Source organism: Pseudomonas sp. NBRC 111138 (assembly GCF_001320835.1).
In the GTDB taxonomy this organism is placed as follows: Bacteria; Pseudomonadota; Gammaproteobacteria; order Pseudomonadales; family Pseudomonadaceae; genus Aquipseudomonas; species Aquipseudomonas paracarnis.
The window spans coordinates 1-18,314 of record NZ_BCBO01000116.1; the positions used below are offsets into that span (position 1 = coordinate 1).

The 18,314-nt window shown below is 61.7% G+C and carries 9 protein-coding genes and 1 pseudogene; 1 reads left to right on the plus strand and 9 read right to left on the minus strand.

Going from position 1 to position 18,314, the window contains the following annotated elements:
• The first annotated feature begins 27 nt into the window (after window positions 1-27).
• Complete coding sequence (locus tag APH41_RS21195) at window positions 28-5,076, plus strand: hypothetical protein (protein ID WP_156359076.1); 5,049 nt, start codon at window positions 28-30, stop codon at window positions 5,074-5,076.
• Between the two features lie 130 nt (window positions 5,077-5,206).
• On the opposite strand, the gene APH41_RS21200 is transcribed toward APH41_RS21195, so the two are convergent.
• From APH41_RS21200 to APH41_RS21240, 9 genes and pseudogenes are all read right to left on the minus strand, one after another.
• A complete protein-coding gene (locus APH41_RS21200; protein ID WP_054921289.1) occupies window positions 5,207-5,800 on the minus strand; it encodes a glutathione S-transferase in 594 nt (197 codons plus the stop codon).
• Window positions 5,797-9,435, minus strand: coding sequence for an AAA family ATPase (locus tag APH41_RS21205; protein WP_054921292.1), 3,639 nt, complete (start codon window positions 9,433-9,435; stop codon window positions 5,797-5,799). The genes APH41_RS21200 and APH41_RS21205 overlap by 4 nt, the downstream gene beginning before the upstream one ends.
• Window positions 9,432-10,673, minus strand: coding sequence for an exonuclease SbcCD subunit D C-terminal domain-containing protein (locus APH41_RS21210; protein WP_054897971.1), 1,242 nt, complete (start codon window positions 10,671-10,673; stop codon window positions 9,432-9,434). The genes APH41_RS21205 and APH41_RS21210 overlap by 4 nt, the downstream gene beginning before the upstream one ends.
• 482 nt (window positions 10,674-11,155) lie before the next feature.
• Window positions 11,156-12,793 (minus strand): annotated as a pseudogene (locus APH41_RS21215) (BatD family protein); the annotation flags it as partial.
• The gene (locus APH41_RS21220) at window positions 12,790-14,529 is read right to left on the minus strand and encodes a tetratricopeptide repeat protein (RefSeq protein WP_054921294.1); all 1,740 of its coding nucleotides are present in this window, start codon (window positions 14,527-14,529) and stop codon (window positions 12,790-12,792) included. The gene APH41_RS21220 and the pseudogene APH41_RS21215, both read right to left, overlap by 4 nt.
• Window positions 14,526-15,614 (minus strand): VWA domain-containing protein, encoded by a 1,089-nt coding sequence (locus APH41_RS21225; protein WP_054897968.1) that lies wholly within the window; start codon window positions 15,612-15,614, stop codon window positions 14,526-14,528. The genes APH41_RS21220 and APH41_RS21225 overlap by 4 nt, the downstream gene beginning before the upstream one ends.
• Window positions 15,607-16,101, minus strand: a complete 495-nt coding sequence (locus APH41_RS21230; protein WP_003190798.1) for a DUF4381 domain-containing protein — start codon at window positions 16,099-16,101, stop codon at window positions 15,607-15,609. Before APH41_RS21230 ends, APH41_RS21225 begins: the two co-directional genes overlap by 8 nt.
• Window positions 16,098-17,030 (minus strand): DUF58 domain-containing protein, encoded by a 933-nt coding sequence (locus APH41_RS21235; protein WP_044273431.1) that lies wholly within the window; start codon window positions 17,028-17,030, stop codon window positions 16,098-16,100. Before APH41_RS21235 ends, APH41_RS21230 begins: the two co-directional genes overlap by 4 nt.
• A 5-nt stretch (window positions 17,031-17,035) precedes the next feature.
• On the minus strand, window positions 17,036-17,995 hold the full coding sequence (locus APH41_RS21240; protein ID WP_020301524.1) for a MoxR family ATPase: 960 nt from the start codon (window positions 17,993-17,995) through the stop codon (window positions 17,036-17,038).
• Between the last annotated feature and the right edge of the window lie 319 nt (window positions 17,996-18,314).

An 18,314-nucleotide genomic window follows, 5' to 3' on the forward strand; every position in this document is an offset into this window, starting at 1 on the left:
GGCCTGCGGCATACCGAGGTGCCGTTGGTGGTCTACCTGATCAACCCCAAAGATGGCGTCACTCCGGGCAGTGTTGCCTCACTGTTCTGGGGCAACCGTAATATTCCCGTGGCCTCTACGCCGATTCGCGAAGGCGAGCAAAACCTTGACCTGTTCCCGATGACTGTTCCCGCGCACCATATCGTCCCGTACTTGGTCGACGGTGTACGTGGCATGCTAAGGCGCAGCAGCGGCAATGAGTCATTCACCGAAGAAATCAAGTTACGGGTCAGCCTGACTCGCCCCGGTGGCGAAGACAAAGACAGTCTGCCCGGCCACCAGGGGCTGGCGTATGAGGTCCCACCGGAGGTTTTGCTGCATGGCGTCAACCAGCAGCAGGCACTGGCGGGTGTCAAGATCATCATTCGCTACTGGCTAAACATGCGCGCTTATGACCTGATCACTCTGGCCTGGGGCTCGCAAGTGGTTCAGCACCGGGTCCAACCCGGCGAAGTGGGCCGTGACATCACCTTGACCGTCGACTACGCCACTATCAGCGCCGCGGGCAATAACCGGCTTACGCGCGTGGCTTACCAGGTGCGGGACGCGGGCGGCAATCTGCCGGAGGAGCGGGCGCGCTGGTCGGCGGTGTCATTGATTGATGTGCACCTCAATGAGGTGCGCCCCGAAGCGCCGTGGCTGCAGTTTCCAGACACCGGTACGAAAATCGACCTCGCGGAACTGGGCAGTTGGGATGTGGAAGTGGCCCTTTGGGTCCTCTCCCAGGAGGCTAGCGCCTATTCCCACGTGACGCTGATCTGGGCCGGTTTGGACAGTGAAGGCAATTCGATCCCTTATACGCACACCGAAGAACTCAGTAGAGCAGGCCTTTATACCTTTGAGGTTCCCAACGCGCTGGTGAGCGCGATTGCCGAAGGCAGCGCGAGCGTGCATGCCCTGTATCAGAATGGCGCGGTGCAACAGCCTTCCGAAAAGCTCTATCTGGAGGTCGTGGGGCAAGTCGTCAGGTGGCCGGCGCCGACGATAGACGAGGACCAGGGTGGCCATATCGAGCCGGATGTCGACGCGACCGTACGCTTCCCCCTTCAAGGGAGCTGGCCGAAGGACGGTTATATCGAAGTCATCTTCCGGGTCAGCAGCGCCGATAACACCATCGAACATCGCATCGGCCGCGAAGTCGACGATATTCCGCCTACGGCCGATGGGGATTTGTTGTTTACGGTATACCCCGACGAACTGCGGCGTTTCGACGGCCACCTGACCGAAGTGTTTTACGCCCACACCCGGCCCGGCGGCCGCCCGCAGGAGTCCCTGCGGTTGCAGATCGTGGTGGGTCAGATCAAGCGTACGATGCCCAAGCCGATTGTCGACAAGGCGGTCAGCGGCCAGCTGAATCCGGATGATGTAGGCGCCTACGCCACCGTGTTTGCACCGTTTGGCGAAACACTGCGCGGCGACTGGATCCGCATGTACTGGCTTGGCCGGGGCGCCCGCACCGAAGTGCCAGTGCAAGTGGCCGTGAATGGCGCCACCACCACCCACGACATCGAAAAATACTACGTGGAGAACAACCTGGATGAGTCGGTGACGGTGTTCTATACGCTGACACGCGCTGATGAGGCGATGCCGCGTTACTCACAGATCACCGAGGTGCTGATCAGCCGTGGCGTGGGCGAACTGCCGTCGCCGACCTTGCTTGAAGCGCAAACCACCGGCCCCGACACCGCCGACCTGGAACCCCTTAAGGTGCAACAGGGCACCCAATTGGTGGTGAGCTACGTGGGCATGCGCAACGGTGACTCGATCAAAGCCAGCATGGTAGGCGCCGGCAATGGCGGTTCGCCAGATATCCCGGCCAAACCTGGGAATGAAGCCTTGCAGGAGGTGGCGTTCGATATTTCCAGGGCGGCGATTGCGGCGAACATTCGTGACCACGTCACCACGGTGAAATACCACTATGTGGTAACCCGTGCGGGAGTCTCGGTCACGTCGGCAATTTTGACGGTGACCGTGAGGCCGATACCGCAATCGGAGCTGGCCAAGACGGTCATCAGGCTCAACGAGGCCAATAGCGCGACAAAGGTATTGGACCTGGATAGCTTCGCCGGCAACGCGATGGCGCATGTCGGCACCTGGCCGTTTATCACCGCCCCTTATCCGGTCTCGTTGAAGTTTTTTGGTAGAACAACCGCTAATGTTGCTCATGACCTGACGCTGTTCAGTTTCAACAGCTCGTATGTCAATCCGAACTGGGTTGCCCAAGGCCGTTATGAATATCGCCTGTTGCGCACTTACCTCGATGGGTTGGGCCATGGCACAAAATTGAGGATGGAATTCAAAGCCGCAGTCAGTCTTAGCAAGGTTGAAGCCGAGGCCATCAGCTTTCCGATAGTGGAGTACACCGTCAATACACTGCCGGCAGAATTCCCTGTTCCCAAGTTGACCCAGGCCACGGGGACGGGTACCTCAGTTACCCTGGCGCCGTTGAATGCACAAAACGGTGGCACGGTGTCCGTGGAGTACACACCGATGTACACCACAGACAGCATCAAGGTGACGATGGTGGGGACAGCCGGTGCGGGGTCGCCGGTGATCCCGGCCAAGAATGGGGTAACCGCGGGCAAAGTCACGTTCGATATTCCCAAGGCCGCGATTGTCGCCAACGTCGGTAATGCCAACAAGACGTTCACCCTTAAGTACGACGTAACCCGTAGCAGCAAGGTGGTTGCGTCCAAGGTGTTGACGGTGACGGTGACGCCGATACCCCAGGCTGAGTTGGCCAAAACGGTGCTCAAGATCAATCAGGCTAACGCGGCCACTCAAGTACTGGACTTGACTACGTTTACCGGCAATGCCACAGGGCAAATTGGTGTCTGGCCGTTTATCACTGCACCTTACCCCGTCTGGTTGAAGCTGCAGGGGAAAACGGACAAGGGTGATGATCATTCGCTGACGGTGTACAACGGGGCGGGCAGTGCAGCTGTGAACCCGACCTGGATCGCTAACGGAAAAATCGAACCAGGGATTGCTCGTAGTTATTTGAATGGATTGGGTGATGGCACCAAGCTGCAGATGGAGCTCAAGGCCGCGGTCAGCACAAGCAAGGATGAAACCCTGGCCATCAGCTTTCCGATAGTGGAGTACACCGTCAATACACTCCCGGCAGAATTCCCTGTTCCCAAGTTGACCCAGGCCACGGGGACGGGTACCTCAGTTATCCTGGCGCCGTTGAATGCACAAAACGGTGGCACGGTGTCGGTGGAGTACACACCGATGTACACCACAGACAGCATCAAGGTGACGATGGTGGGGACAGCCGGTACGGGGTCGCCGGTGATCCCGGCCAAGAATGGGGTAACGGCGGGCAAAGTCACGTTCGATATTCCCAAGGCCGCGATTGTCGCCAACGTCGGCAATGCCAACAAGACGCTCACGCTTAAGTACGATGTAACCCGTAACGGCAAGGTTGTATCGTCCAAGGTGTTGACGGTGACGGTGACGCCGATACCCCAGGCTGAGTTGGCCAAAACGGTACTCAAGATCAATCAGGCTAACGCGGCCACTCAAGTACTGGACTTGACTACGTTTACCGGCAATGCCACAGGGCAAATTGGTGTCTGGCCGTTTATCACTGCACCTTACCCCGTCTGGTTGAAGCTGCAGGGGAAAACGGACAAGGGCGATGATCATTCGCTGACGGTGTACAACGGGGCGGGCAGTGCAGCTGTCAACCCGACCTGGATCGCTAACGGAAAAATCGAACCAGGGATCGCTCGTAGTTATTTGAATGGATTGGGTGATGGCACCAAGCTGCAGATGGAGCTCAAGGCAGCGGTCAGCACAAGCAAGGATGAAACCCTGGCCATCAGCTTTCCGATAGTGGAGTACACCGTCAATACACTGCCGGCAGAATTCCCTGTTCCCAAGTTGACCCAGGCCACGGGGACGGGTACCTCAGTTACCCTGGCGCCGTTGAATGCACAAAACGGTGGCACGGTGTCCGTGGAGTACACACCGATGTACACCACAGACAGCATCAAGGTGACGATGGTGGGGACAGCCGGTGCGGGTTCTCCGGTGATCCCGGCCAAGAATGGGGTAACGGCGGGCAAAGTCACGTTCGATATTACCAAGGCCGCGATTGCCGCCAACGTCGGCAATGCCAACAAGACGCTCACGCTTAAGTACGACGTAACCCGTAGCGGCAAGGTGGTTGCGTCCAAGGTGTTGACGGTGACGGTGACGCCGATACCCCAGGCTGAGTTGGCCAAAACGGTGCTCAAGATCAATCAGGCTAACGAGGCGACTCAAGTACTGAACTTGGCTACGTTTACCGGCGATGCCACAGGGCAAATTGGTGTCTGGCCGTTTATCACTGCGCCTAACCCCGTCTGGTTGAGGCTGCTGGGGAAAACGGACAAGGGCGATGATCATTCGCTGACGGTGTACAACGGTGCGGGCAGTGCAGCTGTCAACCCGACCTGGATCGCTAACGAGAAAATCGAACCAGGGATCGCTCGTAGTTATTTGAATGGATTGGGTGATGGCACCAAGCTGCAGGTGGAGTTAAAAGCGGCTTTCAGTCTAAGTAAAGCTGAAGCTGATGCCATTAGATTTCCAGTGGTGGAGTATATAGTTGCTACAAAGTTTTATGATCTGACGACATTTGAACATGGTGATGCCAATGGGTGGGATCTCCACTTGCAATCCAACGGTAAGTTGTATTTCGTCGATATAAATGGAAACTGTTTCGCAGGTTTTCCGTCCGTGAAAACTACATCTGGATATTGGCAAGTACTAATGAAGGGATATTGGAATCTGCAGAAGGGTAAGAGTTATAAATTATCGTTCGATGTAAGGCCAGTGAATCCTATAATAACTGCTCGTTTTGCTGTCCATGTGAACGCTAAAATCAGTAATTTTCGGGGATCATTTACGGGGGCGTCTTGGAGTAATTTCTCGGGAAACATTCGTATTGAAGAAGCTGGTGGCTCCCTTATTCAATTTTGGTTTGACCTGCCAGCAGGATCATACACCGATATCCTTGTAGATAATATTATTCTGCAGGAAATGTAGGGCGATATGGGGGGTTATTTGAAAGTGAGTCTGCTCCATACTCTATCGGTGCGAGTAAAGTATGGGGTAGATTTTGTCTAAGTTTGAAGTGTGAAAAGAAGCTTGTTCACTAATGCAATATTGGGTGTCGTCAGGGTTTTGTCATCACCGCGATAAACAGCGGCGACTCCAGAAACCGCTGCAACCAAACCTGCAAACGCTGATACGGCGTCGCTGCAAACCACTCCCGATCTACATGAGCAAACTGGCGCACAAACGGCGCCAGTGCCGCATCCGCCAGGCTCGGGTGTTCGGCGAGCAAGTACTCACGCTCCGCCAGCAAGCCTTCCAACTTTTGCAAGAACACCTCACCCTCGGCCCGATAATGCTCCATCGGCTGTTCCGGGTAGCGCTCGGCATACTTGTATCGATTCAAGTGATGCTTGAACACCTGATCATTCTCGGCAATCAACGTCAGCACCGCAGGGTCACCTTGTAGCAGCCAATCATCCGGATCGTGCTGCGCCAGCGCCCATTGCATGATCTCCAGGCTCTCCTCGATCACTCGACCTTCGACACTCAACATCGGCACCGTACCCTTGGGCGACAGTGCCAGCATCTCGGCTGGCTTGGCCTTGAGGCTCACCTCGACGATTCGCACAGGAACGCCTGAGTAGCGCAAGGCCAGCCGCGCCCGCATCGCATACGGGCAGCGTCGGAACGAGTACAGCAGCGCTTCGTTCACTTGACCTCCAGGGTACTCAAGCCATTGCCCTGGCGCTGGACCTGGATCTGCACCGGGATGCGTTCATGCATTTCCTGTACATGGGAGATCACTGCCACTTTGCGGCCCTGGGCCTGCAAGCCGTCCAGAGCGTCCATCGCCAATTGCAACGACTCCGGATCAAGGCTGCCAAAGCCTTCGTCGATAAACAGCGACTCGATCTTCAAGGTGCTCGACGCCATGGACGCCAGCCCCAACGCCAGTGCCAACGACACCAGGAAGGTTTCGCCACCGGACAATGAATGCACCGAACGCAGTTCATCGCCCATCTCTGTGTCCATCACCAGCAGCCCCAGCATGCTGCCGCCGCGTTTGAGCCGGTAGCGGCGCACCAGTTGGCGCAGTTGCACGTTGGCATGGTGCACCAGCAAGTCGAGGTTGTAGGCCTGGGCGATCTTGCGGAAGGTGTCGCCGGTGGCCGAGCCGATCAGCGCATTCAGGCGTGCCCAGCGCTGCCACTGCTCGTAAGCTTTGGCGATCTGTTCGGCCAGGGCCTGGTTGGCATTCTGGCGACGCTGGTCTTCGGACTGGCGTGCGCGCAGTTCGGCGCAGTGTTTCTCACCCTCCAGCAGTTGCTGGTCAAGCGTTGCCAGGGTGGCGTCCAGTTGCTCGGCCTCCAGGTTGCCGTTGTGCAGGGCCTGGTGTTCGGCCAGGCGCTGTTCGCGCTCGTGCAGCAGAACCTTGGCTTGCTCGACGGCCTTTTCGCTGCTGTGCAGGTGCTGACGCAACTGCGCGACCTGGGCTTCATCAAGGGCCAACAGGCGTGCCAGGCCCTGATCATCCAGGTCTGGGTGCTGGGCGCGCCATTCGCCGATGCGTGTCGCAAGGGCGTGCTGCTCCGCCTCCAATGCCTGCTGGCGTTGCTGCTGGGCCTTGAGGTCGGCGGCCAGCTGTACTTGCGCCGTGTGCACGGCGTGCAGTTCCTGGTTGGCGTCGGTCTCGCTTTGACGCGACTGCGTGACGGCTTGCTCCAGCTGCTGTTGCCAGTGTTCGGCGCTGGGGTAATCCCCTAGCAAGGCGCGGAGTTTTTCCTGGACGGCGTGTTGCTGGTCGGCCAGCTCGGCGACTTGCAGATTCACAGTTTCAAGTTGCTGCTGACGATGCTGTTGGTGGGTGTGTTGTTTCTCGATGGCCTGTTGGCGCTCCTGCTGCTCGGCCTGCTCGTCGCGTTGATGGCCCAACTGCTCAAGGCGCTGACTGACCTGTTGGTCGAGCTGCATGAAGGTCGCCGCAGGCGCGCTGCGCAAGCCTTCCAGCGTCTCGGCGGGCAACAGATTGGAGAAGGCGCTGAGTTCCGCCTCCAGGCGTTCGCGGTCGCCGGCCAGTTGCCGTTGTTGGTCCACCAGCAATTGCCGGGCTTGCTGGCTGGCGTCCTGGGCCGCTTGCAATTGTTGCTGCAAGCGCCCGGCGTTCTGTTGCAGGTTGAGCAGGGCGCCTTGGCGTTGTTCGTCCTGGCTGATGCTTTGGGTCAATTGGGCCAGTTGCTGGGCCAGCCAAGGGCTGCGCTTAGCGGGGTCCTGATTGAACAGCGAGGCCGACAGTGGGTGGGCATGCAGGCTCGGTGCCAAACCCTGCTGCTGGGTGGCCAACTGTTCCTGCTGTTGCAGGAACTCTTTTTGCTGAGCGATCAGGCCGCCGACTTCACCGCGCAGTTCGGTGAGTTTTTCCTTGAGGCTGTCGACGGCTTTCTGCGCCGCCGCCTCTTCACTTTCATCATGGCGGCCCAGGCTTTGCAGCAGGGCTTCAGGCTGGTGATAGGGGTGTTCGTGGCTGCCGCACACCGGGCAGGGTTGGTCATCCTGCAACTGCTCGCGTAACTCCTCGACGCTGGCACTGCGGGCCAGGCGTTGGCGCTCAAGCAGTTGCTTGGTCACCGCCAGGGTTTGTTCGGCAACGGTGAGTTCGGCCTTGGTTTGCAGGCCGGTCTGGTTCAGTTGTTCGCGTTTTTGCGCGGCCTCGGCGAGCCTTTGCGTGAGCGCAGAGGCCTGTTGATCCAACTGTTGCTGGCTGTCCCACAGGCGGGCCAGGTCTTCGAAGGCGCGCTGTTGCTTGCGATTGTCTTGCAGCAGGCTGGCCAGCAATTGGATTTGTTCGGCCACCGCGTGCGGTTCGGCACCGGCCTCGTGGTAGAGCAAATCCAGGGCTTCGCGCTGTTGGGTGAACTGTTCAATGGCGGCGCTGGCGCGCTGTTCGAGCTGCCCCAGCTCGGCCTGGCCTTGGTTGAGGCGATTGCCGATCAACACCAGTTGTTGCAGGCGGTCACGGTAGGCGTTCCAGGCATCGCTCAGCGGCGCGAGGGCGGCGCTATGCTCAAGTTCGGTGGCCAGGCGCTGCAGGCGCTCGGTGCCTTGGGCCTGGGTGTGTTGCAAGCCGTCGAGCAGGGCCTGGCCTTCGGTGCAGGCGCTTTCGTGCTGGTGTTTTTCCTCGTTGCGCTTGGCCAGTTCGCGGCTCACATGGGCGAGGGTGTTTTGCTCTTCGATGGCCTGGCGCAACAGGGGCGCGGCGTCGGCCTGGTGTTTCAGGGCCTCGGCCAGTGCTGCCTGGGCGGCCACTTGCTGGTGTTGCGCCTGTTCCTGGCGGGAATGCAGGGCGGTTTGTTGCTCGAGGTGCTGGGCAATCTGTGCCGCCAGGGGCGTCAGCAAGGTGCCGAGTTCTGCCTGGCGCAGGAAGTGATGGCGTTGCGGTGCCAACTGCTCCAGCAGGCGCAGATCCTGGCGTTGCTGGCCTTGGCTGGCCCAGGTTGCTTCGTCGCGTTGCAGTTGCTCCACTGCGTGTTGATGGCGCTCCTGCCATTCACGCAGTTCCTTGAGCCAGGTGTGCTGCAACTCCAGCTGCTTGAGCTGGGCTTGTTGGGTTTTGAGTTGCTGCTGGGCGTGGGCCAACTGTTGATCCAGCTCGGCGCGGGCTTCGGGTGCCAGGGGTACCACGCCGGTGGCTTGGTCCTGCAGCTGTTTGTGGGCGTCCTTGGCCTCTTTGGCCTTATCGAACGCACGGCGGCCGAGCTGGGTGTAGAGCGCGGTATCGGTGAGCTTTTCCAGCAGTTCGCTGCGCTCATTGTCATTGGCCTTGAGGAAGGCGCTGAACTCGCTTTGCGCCAGCAGCACTGCACGGGTGAACTGTTCGAAGTTCAGGCCCAGGGCCAATTCGAGCTGGGTCTTGTATTCGGTTTTCTGGCTGGCCAACAGTTGGTCGCTGTCCAGGTCGATCAGGCTTTGCCGGCTGTTCTGCAACTTGCCGCTGGCCTTGTCACGGGCGCGGTTGGCTTCCCAGCGCGCACGGTAGCGACGGCCACTGACACCGACAAAATCCACCTCGGCATAGCCACCACCGGTGCCGCGTCGAATCAGGGTGCGCGGGTCGCCGATGGAAATATCCGTGTCGGCGTCCGGCATCTTGGCCTGGCCGGTGTCACCCAGGCGCGGCACCGCGCCAAACAGCGCCAGGCACAGCGCATCGAGCAGGGTACTTTTACCCGCGCCGGTCGGCCCGGTGATGGCGAACAGACCCGCACTGGCCAGGGGCTCCGCGGTAAAGTCGATTTCGAACGGGCCCGCCAGGGAGGCGAGGTTTTTCAGGCGGATGGCGAGGATCTTCATGGCTGTTCGCCCTCCTGTTGTACTTCCTGGAGCAGCACGGCGAAGTCCTTCAAGGTCTGTTCATCCACCTCACTGCCGTAGCTGTCCTGCCAGGCGCGGCTGAACAGTTCCTGGGGCGTGAGCTGGTCGAGTTCGATCAGTTGCGCATCGTCTACCTCTGCGCTGCCGCGTGTGCCGGCATACTCGGCGGCGATACGCACCAGGCGCACGGCCTTGCCTTGCAGTGCAGTTTCGATCTGTTGGCGCAGGTCCGGTTGCGGCTCGTCGAGGCGCACGCGCACTTCCAGCCAGGGGTGGCGCTGGGTTTCGGCGAGCAGGTCGATGTCGGGCAGCTCACCGAGTTGCTTGAGGATATCGGCCAGGGGCGCGGCATCCAGGCGTTGCAGGTTGACGGAGCGGGGAATCAGGATCGGTTCGCAGCCCACCAGCCTTTCGCCCTGGAACGTCACGTCGAGAATCTGGTGCTTGTAGCCGATTTCGGAGAACGATAGGGGGATTGGCGAGCCGCTGTAGCGAATGCGCTCCTCGCCATTGACCTTTTGCGGTTTGTGCAAATGGCCGAGGGCCACATACGCCACGCTTCGGTCGAACAGTGTGGCAGGCAGCGCCTCGGCATTGCCGATGATCAGGCTGCGTTCGGAGTCTTCGGATACCGATCCACCGGCCATATGCGCATGGCTGATGGCTATCAACGCCTGGCCTTTGTTGCGCTTGGCATTGGCGGCCGCGATCAGCCATTCATGCACTTGGCCGATGCCGCGCAGGTAATCATCGCCCAGCTGTGCGCCGGTGACTTCCGCCGGGCGCAGGAAGGGCAGCGCCAGGCACCAGGCGGCGATCTTGCCTTTGGCATTGGGCAGCGGGATCAGCAGCCGGTCGGCATCCAGTTGCCCGTCATCCAGCCACAGCACCCGGCCCAGGGCGTGGGTGCGCAGGCGGCGCATCAGAGGCGCAGGCAGCTCAATGCGCGAACCGGAGTCATGGTTGCCGGCAATCATCACAATGGTCAGCGTCGGCTGTTGTTCGTGGGCGCTGATGATGAAGTCATACAAGCGCTCCTGGGCCTTGAGCGGCGGGTTGACCGTGTCGAAGATATCGCCGGCGATCAACAGCACATCCGGGCGCTGGGCCTTGAGTTGGCCCAGCAGCCATTCAAGGAAACAGGCGTGTTCGAAGTCGCGTTCCTGGCCGTGGAGGTTTTGGCCCAAGTGCCAGTCGGAGGTATGAAACAGACGCAAGGCGAACTCCGTGGAGAAGATGAAAAGGAGGGGAGTTTACCTGTAAAAGTGCGCGTGGACTCATGGCCGACGCGATCAGCGGAGTGTGGGCCAGCCCTGATGGCTGATTGTAGGAGCGAGCTTGCTCGCGAAAAACGTCAACGATGACGCGTGTTTCCTGGATAAACGCGGCGCCTATGAGTTCTTCGCGAGCAAGCTCGCTCCTACGGGGGCTATGGCGTGTCAGTGGGGTTGGGTTGCAGGCAATCGAGCGCACGGTCGGCGAGGGTGCGGGCCATGTCGATCAGGCGACGCAGATCCACTGTGGGAGCTGGCTTGCCTGCGATGGATGAGTATCAGCCAGCACGTCTGCCGACTGTTACACCGCCATCGCGGGCAAGCCCGCTCCCACAGGGTTTTGTGGTGTTGGTCGAGACCTGGACGCGGAGCGTCCGGGGCGGCATTCCCACGCAGAGCGTGGGAACGAGCAGGCTCGAGGGGTACTTGGGGTAGAGCGGCGGCAAACTGGTGGTGTTGGTGGCCGGGTCTTGTTCGCGTTCGACCACGGGGATCGCCTTGATGGCACGCCACAGGTCATCACCCAACCAGTATTGGCCGCTTTCGCTGTACAGCGCGCCATTCAACCCATCCAGGGCATCGGACAGCGGCACAAACCGCGCGGCCATGTCGGCCAGCGTTTCCGGCTGTTGCCGTGCCCAGGCGTCGAGGGCCTGGCGGGTAGCATGAGGGTCGTTGGCCTGGGTGGCGCGCTTGAGGTCGTCGAGCAGGGTGCGTGGGCTGGGACCGGTTTGCGCGGCGCGTTGTACCGCCGGTTGCCGGCGTGCGCGCCACCACAGGCCAAAGCCCAGCAGGGTGGTGCAGGCCAGTATCAGTGTGCTCAGTTGCCACAGCCACAGGCGGTCATCATCGGGGGCGGTGATGATGGTCGGTGTCGCCGGGGTGTCCACCACCAGGCTGGGGTTCACCGCCACGTGCACGGTGCGCGCCGGCAGGCTGGTGCGTTCCAGATGATCTTCGTGGGTGTTCCACCACACCACTTCCACGGCGGGCAGTTCCAGCTCGCCGGCGCGGGTCGGCACCAGGGCTTCGCGGTCTTCACGGCTGCCGGTCAGGCCGCGGTCGCTGGTACGGTTAGCCATCACTGGTTGGTCGGGGTAGCGGCGCAGGCCGTTGACCTCGGTGCCGGGCAGCGCCGGCAGCTGTGCGCTGGACAGGCCTTCGGCCTCCACGGTAAGGCTGCGGGTCAGGGAGTCGCCGACTTGCACGTGGTCCGGCGTGGGGTTCCAGCCTTCGCTCAAGGTCAGGCTGCGCGCGGGCAGCCAGGGGGCGTCGGCGGGGTAGGCGTCCGGTTTGGGTTTGACCGTCAAGGGCAGGGGCGCAGAGCTGACATGAATCATCTTGCCCGGCTTGGTGCCCTGCAGGGTGTTTTCCTGGGGCGGTCGCGATTCCACCAGGGTAGCGCTGAAGGTCTGCGCCGGAATCACCACGGCGCCACTGTGTTGCGGGTAGAGGGCGTAGCGGGTTTCGATCACGCCATGGCGGATGCTGTTGATGACCTTCTCATAGGTGCGTGATTCGCCCAGTTGTTCGACACGTGCATCCGGTATCTGCAAGGGCGTGAGGCTGCTGTCGTCATACAGCGACACCGAGTGGTACACGCGTACGGTCAACAGGGCCTGGGCCTGCACGTACACGCTGGTCTGGTCGAGGCTGGCTTCGATGAACACCGGGGCCAGTTCGGCGCTGGTGTTCTGGCTGGCGCTTTCCACCACTTGCAGGGTGATCGGCTGGGTCTTGAGCGCGCCCACCTGCAGCGGCGGGATCACCACGTTGCCGTTCACCCTGGGCAGCAGGGTGATGATCCAGCGGGTGGTGGCGTGGTTGTCGCCGTCCAGCGTGGTGAGTTGGTTGATCTGGCGGGTGCCGCTGACTTCGAACTGCGCGTCCAGGGGCGACAGGTCCGGTTTGCCAAACTGGGTCACATCACTGGATTGCACCGTCAGCTCCACCGTTTCCCCGGAGTTGAGGCGGCTGCGGTCTACGCTGGCGACCAGGTCCGCCGCCTGGGCGTGGCCTGCCGACAACGCGAGCAGGAGCAAAAGGGTGGTGCGGCGGCTCATCGAGTGGTGTCCTGATGTTGTTGCTGTTCGTACCAGAATTTGCGGCGCAACAGCTCGCCGGGGTTGTCCGGGATCTCCTGCAACCATTGCTCCAGTGCTTGGCGGCGCTCGCCTTCCAGGCGTGTGTCGGCGGGGCGCAGTGGCGGCGTGGTGGTCTGCTCGTCGCCCAGTTCGCTGCCAGGCACTTCATTACCGCCTGGCTGAGGCGCGGCGCCTGTCTGAGTCTCAGCGGTACCGGCTTCGCCCTGGCCGTGGGACGATTGCTCGCCGCCCTGGGCCGTTTGTGCGCTGGTGCCCGGTTGCGCAGTTTGGCCGGGTTGGGCGGTTTCGTCATCTGCGTTTTTTGCGGGCGGGTCCGGCTCGGGCTGCGCTTGCTCCTGCATCAGCGCTTCAACCAGGGCTTTGTTTTTCAGCGCGGGCTGCAAATCGGGCTGGGCTTCCAGGGCTTGTTCATACGCATCAAGGGCCGCTTCAAGTTCACCGGCCTTGGCCAGGGCATTGCCGCGGTTATAGTGGGAATAGGCGTCGCTGCCTTGGGCAAACCGCTTGATGGCCTCGGCGTAATTGCCGGCTTCATACAACGCAACGCCTTGCCATTGCGGGTCCTGGAAGTGTTCGGCGGCTTCGGCCGGGCGTTTGTGCTTGAGCAGGTACTGGCCTTGTTGGTCGGGGCGAAGCCACAGGTCCTGCAGCCCAAAGGCGTAGCTGGGTTGCGGCGCGCCCATCAGCAGCAAGGGCAGGCAGAACAGCCAGCCGCGACGCCCGGCGCACGCGGCCAGCAGCAACAACGGCAAAAGCAGCCAGTAACCCTGATCGGCCCAGCTGTCCAGGCGCAGCCGTTGGCCGTCGTCGCGCAGGGCTTGGGCGCTGTCGAGCATGCCGAGTTGGCGCAGGTCCTTGTCATCCAGGCGCGCCGCACGGTAGCGGCCGCCCATTTCGCTGGCGAACGCCTTGAGGGTCGGGCTGTCGAGGCGCGGCACCAGGATCGCGCCCTGGTCGTCCTTGAGGAATTCGCCGCTCTCCTGAGTCACCGGCGTACCTTCGCGGCTGCCGATGCCGAGGATCGACAACGTTGGAGCCTGGGCACTTTGCAGTTGCAGGCGGATGCCCTGGCGCTCTTGTTTGGACAATGAGGAACCGATCAGCAGCAGGCGCCCCTGGCCGAGACCGCCTTGCTTGAGCAGGCCCAGGGCTTTTTCCACAGCCAGATCGGCACGATGGCCGGGCTCGGGCATGATCGACGGGCGCAGGGCTTCCAACAGGTTGCGGCTGGTGGCCAGGTCATCGGACAGCGGCACCAGGGTATGGGCGCTGCCGGCATACACGATGATGGCTGTTTGCGCATCGGTGCGCGCTTGCAGTAAGTCATACAGCTTGCGCCGTGCCTGTTCCAGGCGGTTGGGCGGGCTGTCGGTGGCGAGCATTTCCGGGGTCAGTTCCAGCAGCACCACCAAGGGGTCGGAAGGTTTCTGGCTGGCCTGTTCAACCCGTTGCCAACTGGGGCCCAATAACGCGAGCACGGCCAACAGCCAGGCGATGCCGAGCACCACCCACGGCGATTTACTCTCGCGGCCATTGCCACCGCTGAGCAACTCGGCATGGAACGCCGGCGGCAGGATCATCTGCCAACGCCCGGCGCGCTTTTGCCGATGCCAGAGCTGCCACAGCAACCAGCCGAGCAGGGGCAGCAACAACAGCCACCAGGGGTGCAACCAGTGCGGCCACAGCGCGATCATCGACGCCTCCGCAAACGCAGGCGCTGCAGACGCTGGCGCCATTCAGGGTGTTGCTGCAAAAAGATGCCCCTGCTCGATAGCCTATTGAAGGCTCGTTGCAAAGCGTTGTTCGGCCAGCGTTCCTGGATCACCAGCAACAGGCTCAACACCAACGCCAAGGCCAATGGGCCGCTGTACAGCGCCTGGGCCGGGCGGGCCTGGGTGGGTTGTTGTTCCACGGGCTCGAGGGTGTCGAGAGTGTCCTTGATCTTCAGCAGTTCCTCGCCGTCTCGGGCGCGGAAATACTGGCCACCGGTGGTCTCGGCCAGTGCCTTGAGCGCCGGTTCGTCGAGGTCCAGGCTCGGGTTTACGCCTAGGATGCCCAGGGAGCCGGTTTGCTCGGGGTCGGCGCCGATGCCGATGGGGTAGATTTTCACGCCTTCCTCGGCCGCCAGGCGCGCGGCGGTCAACGGGTCGATCTGCCCGGCGTTGTTGGCGCCGTCGGTGACCAGGATCAGCACACGGCTTTGCGCCGGGCGCTGGCGCAGGCGTTTTATGGCCAGGCCGATGGCGTCGCCGATGGCGGTGTTCTTGCCAGCAATACCGATGCGCGCTTCATCCAGCCAGGTGCGCACGGTGCGGCGGTCAAAGGTCAGGGGCGCTTGCAGGTAGGCTTGGCTGCCGAACAGGATCAGGCCCACGCGGTCACCTTCACGCTCCTCCAGAAAGTCTCCCAGCAGGTGCTTGACCAGGGCCAGGCGGCTGACGTCCTCGTCCTGCCAATGCATGTCGGGAAAATCCATGGAGCCGGAGACATCCACCGCCACCAGCAAATCCCGACCGCTGGCAGCAATCGGCAAGGGTTCGCCCAGCCATTGCGGGCGGGCGGCGGCGGTCAACAGCAGCAACCACAGCACCACGAATGCGGCTTGCTGGCGCCAGCCGGGCAGGTTGACGCGGGCACGGCGGCGGGCCAGGCCTTCGAGGTCGCTGAGGTAGCTGACTTTCAGCGCCGGTTCGCCGCTGTCGGCCACGGGCAGCACCAAGCGCATGACCCAGGGCAGTGGCAACAGGGCGAAGATCCACGGCCAGGCGAACTCAAACATGTTTGCGAATCCAGGTGTCGACGGCTTGGGTGAGGCCGGCGATGGCTTTGTCGTCGAGCTTGCATTCGGGTTTGTAGGCGCCTTCCACCAACACCATCCAGCGCGTCAGGCCGGCGGCGGGGCAGCGGTTGTCCAGGAAGGCCAGCCATTTGCGCCCGTTGAGGGTATGGCTCTGGCTATAAGGGTAGTCGTTACGGCACAGGCGCTTGAGCAGGCCGTTGAGTTGCTGCAGCCAGGCGCCCGCAGGCGCACCGTCGTAGGGCTTGGGCATCAAAGCCAGCTCGGCCAGGGCGGCGATACGCAACGGGTCCAGTGGTTGTTCGGCGCGGGCCACAGGGCGGCGGGCCGGCAGGAAACGGCGCAGCCACCACAAGCCCCAACCGAGCAGTGGGATCACCAGCAGCAACAGCCACCAGCCCGGCGCAGGTGGCCAAAAGCCAATGGCGGGCGGGGCGATCAGCGGTTGCAGTTGGTCCAGGCTGCTCATGGTTTTTTAACCGGGCGTTGCGGGTTGAGATATTCGCGCAGTTGCTCGACCATTTCACTCTGGGTGCTCAAGGGCATCAACAACAGCCGCAGCTTCTGCGCGAGCAGTTCCCAGCGGGCGATACGCGCTTCGGCCTGAGCCTTGTAGGCCTGGCGCAGGTCGATGTTCAGTGTGTCCAGTTCCAGTTGCGCACCTCTTTGTGCGAAACGCAGCAGCCCGGCGGCGGGCAGGGCGTGGTCCAGCGGGTCGGAGATCGGTAATAACAGCAGGTCGCAATGGCGCGCCAACAGACTCAGCTGTTGCTCGGCGCCTTCGGTGAGGGCGCGCTCATCACAGATCACCACCACCAGGCTGCCGGGGCGCAGCACCTCGCGGCCACGGCGCAAGGCCATGCCCAGGGCATCCGCTTCCGGTTGACGCTCGGTGTTCAGGCTCTGGTTGACCCGCACCAGCCGGTTGAGCAGTTGCAACAGGCTCTGCTTGCTGCGCCGTGGCTTGATCTCGTAGTGCTCGCTGTCGCCGAACACCAGCCCGCCCACCCGGTCGTTATGGCCCAGGGCGGCCCAACCGATCAGGCTGGCGGCCTGGGCGGCAAGCACCGACTTGAACATTTGCCCCGAGCCGAAAAACAGCCGGCAACTTTGCTCGACCATGATGAAAATCGGTCGCTCGCGCTCTTCGTGGAACAGCTTGGTGTGCGGCTCCTGGGTACGCGCCGTCACGCGCCAGTCGATGGTGCGCACATCGTCGCCGGCCTGGTACACGCGCACCTGGTCGAAATCGACGCCACGCCCGCGCAGCTTGGAGTGATGCAGGCCCACCAGCGGGCTACGCTGGCCAGGCGTGGAGAACAACTGCACCTCACGCACGCGGTGGCGCATCTCAATCAATTCACTGAGGGTTACGCGGATGCCATCGCTTGCGTTCATCGACTTCAAGCGACGGCAACGACGTCGAGAATGCGTTGCACCACGCGGTCCTGGTCGACACCGGCGGCCTCGGCCTCGAACGACAGGATGATGCGGTGACGCAGCACGTCGAACAAGACCGCCTGGATATCTTCCGGGCTGACAAAATCGCGACCGGCCAGCCAGGCATGGGCCCGGGCACAACGGTCCAGGGCGATGGAACCACGCGGGCTGGCGCCATAGGCGATCCACTCGGCCATTTCCGGATCGAACTTCGCAGGGGTGCGCGTGGCCATCACCAGTTGCACCAGGTATTCCTCCACGGCATCGGCCATGTACAAGCCGAGGATTTCCTTGCGGGCGGCAAAGATCGCCTGTTGGCTGACGCGCCGCTCGGGCTTGGTTTCGCCATTCAATGCTTCGCCACGAGCTTGCTGCAGGATGCGGCGCTCGACGGCGGCGTCCGGGAAGCCGATCTTGACGTGCATCAGGAACCGGTCGAGCTGCGCTTCGGGCAGCGGGTAGGTGCCTTCCTGCTCGATGGGGTTTTGCGTGGCCATCACCAGGAACAGCGGCGACAACTCGTAAGTGCTGCGGCCCACGCTGACCTGGCGCTCGGCCATGGCTTCGAGCAAGGCCGACTGCACCTTGGCCGGGGCACGGTTGATTTCGTCTGCGAGCACCAGGTTATGGAAGATCGGCCCCTGCTGGAATACGAAGCTGCCGGTTTCCGGACGATAGATCTCGGTGCCGGTGATATCGGCGGGCAACAGGTCGGGGGTGAACTGGATACGATGGAACTGCGCTTCGATCCCTTCGGCCAACTCCTTGATCGCCTTGGTCTTGGCCAGCCCCGGTGCGCCTTCGACCAGCATATGGCCGTCAGCGAGCAGGGCGATCAGCAGGCGATCGATGAGTTTTTCCTGGCCGAGAATCTGCGTAGAAAGAAAGGTTCGCAGCGCAAGCAGCGCTTCACGATGTTCCATCGATGACGGTTCCTGGAAAGATGAGCCTGGGTGTCGTGACAGAACACCGGGCCTGGGGCGTTTACTTTAATGCATCGCGGGGTGCGGCGACTAACGGCTTGATGGGTATTTTTGGCGAAACTTACAGGATTGCGGTGTGAGAGGCATAACAGCTGGGTAGGTAGAGCACGGTCACTGTGGGAGCTGGCTTGCCTGCGATCCAGTCAACTCGGTGATTCAGGCACACCGAGTCGATACCTTCGCAGGCAAGCCAGCTCCCACAGTTGATCGCGCCCGGCCACACACTCCACGATGCGAAGCGAGCCGCTCTTGCTCTTGA

What these genes read in the sequence shown, in the direction of transcription:
- APH41_RS21230 (WP_003190798.1), bottom strand. Translation starts at nt 16,101, where the DNA reads ATGAGCAGCCTGGACCAACTGCAACCGCTGATCGCCCCGCCCGCCATT.
- APH41_RS21240 (WP_020301524.1), bottom strand. Translation starts at nt 17,995, where the DNA reads ATGGAACATCGTGAAGCGCTGCTTGCGCTGCGAACCTTTCTTTCTACG.
- APH41_RS21235 (WP_044273431.1), bottom strand. Translation starts at nt 17,030, where the DNA reads ATGAACGCAAGCGATGGCATCCGCGTAACCCTCAGTGAATTGATTGAG.
- APH41_RS21205 (WP_054921292.1), bottom strand. Translation starts at nt 9,435, where the DNA reads ATGAAGATCCTCGCCATCCGCCTGAAAAACCTCGCCTCCCTGGCGGGC.
- APH41_RS21225 (WP_054897968.1), bottom strand. Translation starts at nt 15,614, where the DNA reads ATGTTTGAGTTCGCCTGGCCGTGGATCTTCGCCCTGTTGCCACTGCCC.
- APH41_RS21220 (WP_054921294.1), bottom strand. Translation starts at nt 14,529, where the DNA reads ATGATCGCGCTGTGGCCGCACTGGTTGCACCCCTGGTGGCTGTTGTTG.